We start from the raw sequence: 8563 nt of genomic DNA on the forward strand, positions 1-8563 counted from the left end.
CGATGGTCGGGTGACCGCCGACGCCATCGCCTCCGACTTCGCCCAGTTCGTCACCGAGTCCCCCACCGCGTTCCACGCGGCAGCGGCCGCCCGGGACCGCCTCGTCGCCGCGGGGTTCGAGGAGCTCGAGGAGCTCGGTGCCTGGCCGACGACGCCCGGCGCCTACGTGGTGGTCCGGGACGGTGCCGTCATCGCCTGGCGTCTGCCGTCCGGGGCCACGCCGACCACCCCGTTCCGGATCCTCGGCGCCCACACCGACTCCCCCGGGTTCCGCATCAAGCCGAACCCCGGCGTGCGCACCGGCGGCTGGGAGCAGCTGAACGTCGAGGTCTACGGCGGCGCGCTCCTCTCCACGTGGTTCGACCGCGACCTCCGCATCGCCGGCCGGGTCGTCGACGCGGACGGGACGGCCCGCCTGGTGTCCACCGACGCCGTCGCCCGCATCCCGAACCTCGCGATCCACCTCGACCGCGGCGTGAACGACGGCAAGGAGATCGACCGCCAGCGGCACACCCTGCCGATCGTCGGGGTCGACGGCGACACGGGTGGGACGGACGTGGTGTCGTGGCTGCGCGCCCGGCTCGGTGACGGTGCCGTGTCGTGGGACCTCTTCCTCGCCGACACCCAGGCGCCGGCCCGGATCGGCATCGACCGCGAGTTCCTCGCCTCGGGCCGGATGGACAACCTGACGAGCGTGCACGCCGGACTCCGCGGCATCGTCGAGGCCCCGGCCGACGGCGACCACATCCCCGTGTTCGCGGCGTTCGACCACGAGGAGATCGGGTCCTCGACGCCGTCCGGTGCCGGCGGTCCCTTCCTCGAGGACGTCCTCGGCCGTGTGCAGGAGGGCCTCGGCGCCACCCGTTCCGAAGCCGCGCGAGCGTTCCGTGCCTCGTGGCTGCTGTCGAGCGACGCCGGGCACCTCGTGCACCCGAACCAGCCGGAGAAGCACGACCCCACGAACCGCCCGCGTCCGGGAGCGGGCCCGCTCCTGAAGATCAGCGCGAACCAGCGCTACATGACCGAGGCGAAGGGCGAGGCCGTCTGGGCCACCGCGTGTGCTGCCGCGGGCGTGCCGTGGCAGCCGTTCGTCAACGTGAACACGATCCCGGGCGGCTCGACCATCGGCCCGATCGCGGCGACCCGGCTCGGGATCCCGACGATCGACATCGGCGTCGGGCTGCTGTCGATGCACTCGATCCGCGAGCTCGTGCACGTCGACGACCTCGCGTCCCTGCACGGCGCCGTCGCCGCGTTCCTGGCCGGCTGACGCAGGAGCGCCCGGCGGGCGGGTCAGCCGCCGGCGGCCATCCGCTGCACGTACGCCGTGAACGCCGGGTCCTGGAAGAGCACGACCATCACCGGCACGATGCCGAGCACCGACGCGACGACACCGCCCACGAGCGGGACCCAGAACGTCCAGCGCCGGGCACGGAGCCGTCGGATCGACCACCAGGCCACGAGCACGAACACCACGACGAGCACGACCGCCCGCACGAGCACGGCGGTCGACAGCGCCGCCGGGTCGGACAGCTCGGTGTACTGGCGCTCCACGAGGGTCCGGATGGTCGAGGCGGTGGTGCCGACGGCGAGGGACTCGACGACCGACCAGAGCCCGATCACGAGCAGCCCGACCGTCAGGACGAAGTCGATCGGGGTGCGGCCGAAGCGTCCGGCGAGGGGTGTCGGGCGAGCCGTCCCGCCGTCGGTCGCCGGGCCGGGCCGCTGGGCGCCGGCACGGGGATCGCGGTCGCGAGCGGGGCGGTCACGGGTCTCGCGTTCGCCAGCCGCTCGGGAGCGCTCCTCGTGCTCGAGGCGCTCCTGTTCGACGAGCACCGGGTTCACCCAACCGTCGGGCGCGTACTCGCCGTACTGCGGTGCCGGACGGCCGTGGACGCGACCGTGCGCGTCACCGTCGGCCGACGTTGCAGGGGTGCGCCGCGCCTCCTGGCCGAGGGAGGGATCGACGACCTGACCCGGCTCGCGGGCGGGCACCGCGGACCAGCCGTCCGTGCCCCCGCTCACCGTCGACGCCCGCCGAGTGCGCGCGTGGGGTTGCCCGACGCGTCCGTGCGGAGCTCCTTCGGCAGCGAGAACATGAGGTCCTCGTGTGCCGTGACGACCTCTTCCACCGTGGCGTAGCCGGCGTCCGCGAGCTGGTCGAGGACCTCGGTGACGAGCTCTTCCGGCACGCTGGCGCCGCTCGTGACGCCGACGGTGCCGACTCCGGTGAGCCAGTCCTGCTGGATCTCGGCGGCGTAGTCGACGCGGTGTGCGGCCTTCGCGCCGTGCTCCAGCGCGACCTCGACCAGGCGGACGCTGTTCGAGGAGTTCGCCGAGCCGACCACGATCACGAGGTCGGCTCCGGGGGCGACCTTCTTGATCGCGACCTGGCGGTTCTGGGTGGCGTAGCAGATGTCGTCGGAGGGCGGGTCCTCGATCGCGGGGAACTTCTCGCGCAGGAGCCGGACGGTCTCCATCGTCTCGTCGACGCTCAGCGTGGTCTGCGAGAGCCAGACGAGGTTCTCGGGGTCGGGGACCTCGAGCGCGGCGACGTCGTCCGGTCCGTTGACCAGGATCGTGCGGTCGGGTGCGTGGCCCATGGTGCCCTCGACCTCTTCGTGGCCGGCGTGCCCGATGAGGATGATGGTGCGGTCGGCCTTCGCGAAGCGCGTCGCCTCCCTGTGGACCTTCGTGACGAGCGGGCACGTGGCGTCGATGGCGTGCAGGTCGCGGTCGGCGGCGCCGGCCACCACGGCCGGTGAGACGCCGTGCGCGCTGAAGACCACGTGCGAACCGCGCGGGACCTCGGCGACGTCGTCGACGAAGACCGCTCCGCGCTGCTCGAGCGTCGACACGACGTGGACGTTGTGGACGATCTGCTTGCGGACGTACACGGGCTCGCCGTACTGCTCGAGCGCCTTCTCGACCGCGACGACGGCGCGGTCGACGCCCGCGCAGTACCCGCGGGGGGCGGCGAGCAGGACCTTCTTCGTGCCGGCGACCGGTTCGTCCCGCAGGCGGCCGCGCGCCGCGAGGACCCGCGGCGGGGCGAGCGGGACCGTGTGGCCGTTGGTGATCGTCACGTCCCCGATGATAGGTGAGCGGGACGCGCGCGGGCTGAGCGCGCACGGACCTGTGGACAACCCGTCCGGAGCGCGCTGTCACCGGTCTCGGGCAGCATGGACGTCCCGCGTGGAAGGAACGACATTGGCGATCGAACAGGGTCCCCCGACGGCTGACGACCCGTGGCCCGTCGCGCTGCTCGGCGCGAAGCTCCGCGACTGGATCGACCGGCTCGGCACCGCCTGGGTCGAGGGTGAGATCACCCAGTGGAACGTCGCGGGCGGCAACGTCTACGGCAAGCTCAAGGACGTCGACGTCGACGCCACGGTGTCGTTCTCGATCTGGTCGAGCGTGCGCTCCCGGGTCCCCGCGGACATCAAGCAGGGCGACCGGGTCGTCGCGGCCGTCAAGCCGAACTACTGGGTCAAGGGCGGCTCGCTGACGATGCAGGTCGTCGAGATGAAGCACGTCGGACTCGGTGACCTCCTCGAGCGCCTCGAACGCCTGCGCCGCACCCTCGCCGAGGAAGGGTTGTTCGACCCGTCCCGGAAGAAGCGCCTGCCCTTCCTGCCGCACCGGATCGGGCTGATCACCGGCAAGGACTCCGACGCCGAGAAGGACGTCAAGCGCAACGCCCAGCTCCGGTGGCCGCAGGTCGAGTTCCGGACGGTCCACACGGCCGTGCAGGGCGAGCGCGCTGTGAGCGAGGTCACCGCGGCGATCCTCGAGCTCGACGCCGACCCGACCGTCGACGTCATCATCGTGGCCCGCGGCGGCGGCGACTTCCAGAACCTGCTCGGCTTCAGCGACGAGGGACTGGTCCGTGCCGCGGCCGCTGCGAGCACCCCGATCGTCTCGGCGATCGGGCACGAGGCCGACCGGCCGATCCTCGACGAGGTCGCCGACCTCCGCGCCTCCACCCCGACCGACGCGGCCAAGCGCGTGGTCCCCGACGTCGCCGAGGAACTCGCCAACGTCCGGCAGGCGCGGGCACGACTCGGGCTCCGGTTGTCGCACACCCTCTCGGTCGAGGCGGACCGGATCGCGGCCCTGCGCTCCCGTCCCGCCCTGGCGTCCACCGCCTGGCTCGTCGACACCCGCGCGGAAGAGGTGGCGCGCGACCTCTCCCGCGCCCGTGAACTCCTCGACCGTCGGCTCGAACGCTCCCACTCCGAGGTCGGGCACCTCACCGCCCGGCTCCGGGCGCTGTCCCCGCGGGACACCCTGCGGCGCGGCTACGCGATCGTGCAGACGGCCGACGGCGGCGTGGTGCGGGGCTCGGAGGACCTCAGCGGTGCGACGCCCGTGCACGTGACGCTCGGCGCGGGCACCGCCACCGGGACGCTCGAGCCGGACGGTCCCGGTCCGGACGGGGCCTGACCCCGGCCGACGTCGCGGCGGGCGTCGCGGCGGGCGTCGCGGCGGGTGTCGCGGCGGGCGTCGCGGCGTCGAGTGGTCACCACCCGCGATCGCGCAGCCAGGCCTCGGCGACGTCCGGCCACGCGGCAGCGGTCCCGGTGCCCTCGGCGAGCCCGATCCCGTGCGCGCCACGCTCGAAGACGTGCAGTTCGAACGGCACCGCCCGACGCGCGAGTGCCTGCCCGTAGCGCAGCGAGTGCGTGACGTGGACAGCCGGGTCCTCGGCGGTGTGCCAGAGGAACGTCGGCGGGGTCGCGCCGTCGACCATGAGCTCCGTGTCGAGCGCCCCCAGCGCCCACACCGTCGCCCCCGTGCCGAGCAGGTTGTCCGCGCTCCCCCGGTGCTGGTGGTCGGTCATCGAGACCACCGGGTAGCAGAGCAGCGCGAGGTCGGGTCGGTCGTCCACGTCCGACACGGCGCGTTCGTCGGGCGTCGGCGCGTTCGAGACGAGGGCAGCGAGGTGGCCACCCGCGGACGAGCCGACCAGCAGGACGCGTGGAGCGGACGGGAGGCCCGGGTACCGTCCGGCGCGCAGGTCCCGCACGAGCGTCCTGGTCGCCACCACGGCGTCGGGGTGCCGGTGCGGCGCGACCGGGTACGCGAAGACCACGGCGGAGATGCCGATCGTGTTGAGCCACCGGGCGTAGCCCTCGCCCTCGTGGGCGGCGTGGCCGTGGTACCCGCCGCCGGGCAGGACGAGGGCGACGGCGGGTCGCGCGTCCGCGGGGTCCGGGGCGGTCGGGGCCGGGTACCAGGTCGCGCCGTCGGGGAGGTCCGTCATGCCCCCAGACCCTACGCGGCCGGGAGTTGTCCACGGGTTCGTCCCCGCGGGCGGCACGTCGGTGGGCGCTCGGTAGGATCGAGGGGTGTCATCCCAGCAGGAACCCGAGCAGTCCGACGTCCGGTCGCTGAGCTACGAAGCGGCGCGCGACGAACTCGTGCGCGTCGTCGCCGAGCTCGAACAGGGATCGGCCACGCTCGAACGCTCGCTGTCCCTCTGGGAACGGGGCGAGTCCCTGGCCGCCCGGTGCGAAGAGTGGCTCGTCGGCGCCCGGGCCCGGCTCGACGCCGCACGCGCCGCGTCCGAGTCCGAGGACGGCGCAGCGCGATGACCGACGCCGACGGCCGCCCGATCGTCGCCGAGCTGGGCCGCCCCGAGACACCGGAGGAGACCTGGGCGCGCAAGGACGCCGCCCGCACCGCCCGGCGGCAGCACCAGACCGCGTTCAACCTCGTGCTCGCACTCATCGCGTCGCTCGGCATCGTGCTGTTCCTCGTCGCGGTCGTCGTGCGTCCGGACACCACGATCGGCGACCGGACGGTCGACTACCGCCAGGTGGCCTCGCAGGCCCAGGTGCCGGGCGTCACGCTCGCCGCGCCCGCGTTGCCGGGGGACTTCTCGTCCAACCGTGCCGACTACCAGGACAAGACGTCCGACGGAGTGAGCGTCTGGACCGTCGGCCTGCTCACGCCGGACAAGCAGTACATCGGCCTGCAGCAGGGCATCGACGCGAACGCGACCTGGGTGTCGAACAAGCTCGACCAGCACGCCGCCACGGGCACCCGCACGATCGCCGGGACGAAGTGGACCGTGTACGACCGCCGGGCCGAGGGCGACGACGCGGGCAACCAGGCGTACTCGCTCGTGTCGACGTTCGACCAGGGCACCGTCGTCCTGTCCGGCACCGCCGACGACACCTCCTTCCGGACCGTCGCGACCGCCGTCAGCAAGCAGTTCGCGAACTGACGAGCCAACACCCGCCGCAGCAGCAGCACGACCACGACCCGAACCACCCGAAGCACCCGAGGAGCCCCATGCCCGACCGCGCCGCCTCCACCCCGTCCGACGCCCTCCGACTCCTCGTCGAGGGCAACGCCCGCTTCGCCGCCGACAAGCGCCGCACCGGCCGGATCGACCCGGACCGCCGCTCGGAGCTCGCCGGGTCGCAGGCACCGTTCGCCACCGTCCTCGGCTGCTCGGACTCCCGCGTGCCGTTCGAGCACGTGTTCGACGCCGGCATCGGTGACCTCTTCGCCATCCGCAACGCCGGCCAGATCGTCGACGACGTCGTGCTCGGATCGATCGAGTTCGCCGTCGTCGCGCTCGGCACGCCGCTCGTGGTCGTCCTCCGGCACACCAAGTGCGGCGCCGTCGCGGCCGCCCGCTCCGGCGAGCCCGTCCCCGCCCCGCACCTGCAGGCCCTCGTCGACGCCATCGCCCCGAGCGTCGAGCGCGTCCGCACCACCGACGCCGACGTCCCCCAGGAATCCGTCGGCGCCGCCCACCTCGAAGCCACGCTCCGTCAGGTGATCGAGCGCTCCGGCGCCGTCTCGGACGCGATCGCCGAGGGTAGATTGGCCGTCGTCGGCGCGACCTACGACCTCACCACGGGCGAGGTCGCCGTCGACACCGTCGTGGGCCAGGCCTGACCGACCGCCACGACGACCCGTCCCGGACACCATCGGGACACCCACCAGCCGGCGCGACCGCGGCCGGCGAGCACCCCAGGAAGGACCACGACGACGTGACCGACACCACCCCGACCACCGTGACCGACAGCTCCGGCGAGTTCCGCATCGAGCACGACACCATGGGCGAGGTCCGGGTGCCGGTGTCCGCGCTCTACCGGGCGCAGACGCAGCGTGCGGTGGAGAACTTCCCGATCTCCGGGAGCGGGCTCGAGTCGGCCCAGATCGTCGCCCTCGCCCGGATCAAGCGGGCCGCCGCGATCGTCAACGGTGAGCTCGGCATCGTCGACCCGACCCTGGCCGCTGCCGTGGTCGAGGCGGCGGACACCATCATCGGTGGCGCCCACCACGACCAGTTCCCCGTCGACGTCTACCAGACCGGCAGCGGGACCTCGTCGAACATGAACATGAACGAGGTCCTCGCGACCCTCGCGTCCGAGGTCGCCGGTGCCCCGGTGCACCCGAACGACCACGTGAACGCCTCGCAGTCCTCGAACGACGTGTTCCCGACGTCGGTGCACGTCGCCGTGACCGAGGCCCTCATCCGCACCCTCGTCCCGGCGCTCGAGCACCTCGCCGAGTCGCTCGAGGCGAAGGCCACGCTCTGGGCCGACGCGGTGAAGTCCGGCCGCACGCACCTCATGGACGCCACGCCCGTCACCCTCGGGCAGGAGTTCGGCGGCTACGCGCGCCAGGTCCGTCTCGGCATCGAGCGGGTGAACGCGACGCTCCCCCGCGTGGCCGAGGTCCCGCTCGGGGGCACGGCCGTCGGCACCGGGATCAACACCCCGAAGGGCTTCCCGCAGCGGGTCATCGCCCAGCTCGCGAGCGACACCGGGCTGCCCGTCACCGAAGCGCTCGACCACTTCGAGGCGCAGGGCGCCCGGGACGCCCTGGTCGAGGCGTCCGGTGCGCTCAAGGTCATCGCGGTCAGCCTGACGAAGATCAACAACGACCTCCGGTGGATGGGCTCGGGGCCGAACACCGGCCTCGGCGAACTGCACATCCCGGACCTCCAGCCCGGCTCGTCGATCATGCCGGGCAAGGTCAACCCCGTCATCCCCGAAGCCACGCTCATGGTCGCCGCACGCGTGATCGGCAACGACGCCACCATCGCGTGGGCGGGTGCCTCCGGTGCGTTCGAGCTGAACGTCGCGATCCCCGTGATGGGCACCGCGCTGCTCGAGTCGATCCGCCTGCTCGCCAACAGCTCGCGGGTGCTCGCCGACAAGACGATCGACGGGCTCGAGGCGAACCTCGACCGCGCCCGCGCGTTCGCCGAGTCCTCGCCGTCCATCGTCACCCCGCTCAACCGCGTGATCGGGTACGAGGCGGCGGCGAAGGTCGCGAAGTTCGCGGTGCAGGAAGGCGTCACCGTGCGCGAGGCCGTGATCGCCCTCGGCCACGTCGAGCGGGGCGAGGTCACCGAGGAGCAGCTCGACAGCGCCCTCGACGTGCTCAGCATGACGCACCCGAACTGACGCACCCCGTCACGGACAGGAGGCGCGGGGGCCGCAGGGGCCCCGCCCCCAGGGCGGCCGTGCGGGGGGGGCGGCACCCCACACGCCCCGCCGGGGGGCCAGTTGGGGGGGGGGAGGGCCCGCAACGG

The 8563-nt window shown here is 73.2% G+C and carries 9 protein-coding genes; 6 read left to right on the forward strand and 3 right to left on the reverse strand.

The window, feature by feature from the left end; genetic code table 11:
- Positions 1-10: 10 nt before the first annotated feature.
- On the forward strand, positions 11-1270 hold the full coding sequence (locus tag WFH25_RS09420; RefSeq protein WP_336697498.1) for a M18 family aminopeptidase: 1260 nt from the start codon (positions 11-13) through the stop codon (positions 1268-1270).
- 23 nt (positions 1271-1293) lie between these two features.
- Here the strand turns inward: WFH25_RS09420 and WFH25_RS09425 are convergent, their stop codons facing one another.
- Positions 1294-2025, reverse strand: coding sequence for a DUF6264 family protein (locus WFH25_RS09425; RefSeq protein WP_336697499.1), 732 nt, complete (start codon positions 2023-2025; stop codon positions 1294-1296).
- Positions 2022-3086: a 4-hydroxy-3-methylbut-2-enyl diphosphate reductase gene (locus tag WFH25_RS09430; protein ID WP_083295030.1), complete on the reverse strand. Its 1065-nt coding sequence runs from the start codon at positions 3084-3086 to the stop codon at positions 2022-2024. The genes WFH25_RS09425 and WFH25_RS09430 overlap by 4 nt, the downstream gene beginning before the upstream one ends.
- A gap of 124 nt (positions 3087-3210) precedes the next feature.
- Here WFH25_RS09430 and xseA point away from each other — a divergent pair, with 124 nt between their 5' ends.
- A complete protein-coding gene (gene xseA, locus WFH25_RS09435) occupies positions 3211-4446 on the forward strand; it encodes an exodeoxyribonuclease VII large subunit (protein ID WP_070416755.1) in 1236 nt (411 codons plus the stop codon).
- Between the two features lie 76 nt (positions 4447-4522).
- Here xseA and WFH25_RS09440 read toward each other — a convergent pair whose 3' ends face one another.
- Complete coding sequence (locus WFH25_RS09440; RefSeq protein ID WP_336697500.1) at positions 4523-5266, reverse strand: alpha/beta hydrolase; 744 nt, start codon at positions 5264-5266, stop codon at positions 4523-4525.
- A gap of 85 nt (positions 5267-5351) precedes the next feature.
- On the opposite strand from WFH25_RS09440, the gene WFH25_RS09445 reads away from it, so the two are divergent.
- The 4 genes from WFH25_RS09445 to WFH25_RS09460 all read left to right on the forward strand — a co-directional run bounded on the left by WFH25_RS09445 (position 5352) and on the right by WFH25_RS09460 (position 8435).
- Positions 5352-5597, forward strand: coding sequence for an exodeoxyribonuclease VII small subunit (locus WFH25_RS09445; protein ID WP_336697501.1), 246 nt, complete (start codon positions 5352-5354; stop codon positions 5595-5597).
- Positions 5594-6232 carry a DUF4245 domain-containing protein gene (locus tag WFH25_RS09450; protein ID WP_309778862.1) on the forward strand — a complete coding sequence of 213 codons (639 nt, stop codon included), beginning with the start codon at positions 5594-5596 and terminating at the stop codon, positions 6230-6232. The genes WFH25_RS09445 and WFH25_RS09450 overlap by 4 nt, the downstream gene beginning before the upstream one ends.
- 68 nt (positions 6233-6300) lie before the next feature.
- A complete protein-coding gene (locus WFH25_RS09455) occupies positions 6301-6915 on the forward strand; it encodes a carbonic anhydrase (RefSeq protein ID WP_070416758.1) in 615 nt (204 codons plus the stop codon).
- 119 nt (positions 6916-7034) lie between these two features.
- The gene (locus WFH25_RS09460; protein WP_071294540.1) at positions 7035-8435 is read left to right on the forward strand and encodes a class II fumarate hydratase; all 1401 of its coding nucleotides are present in this window, start codon (positions 7035-7037) and stop codon (positions 8433-8435) included.
- The last annotated feature ends 128 nt before the right edge of the window (positions 8436-8563 follow it).

Source organism: Curtobacterium sp. USHLN213 (assembly GCF_037144815.1).
Classification (GTDB): domain Bacteria; phylum Actinomycetota; class Actinomycetes; order Actinomycetales; family Microbacteriaceae; genus Curtobacterium.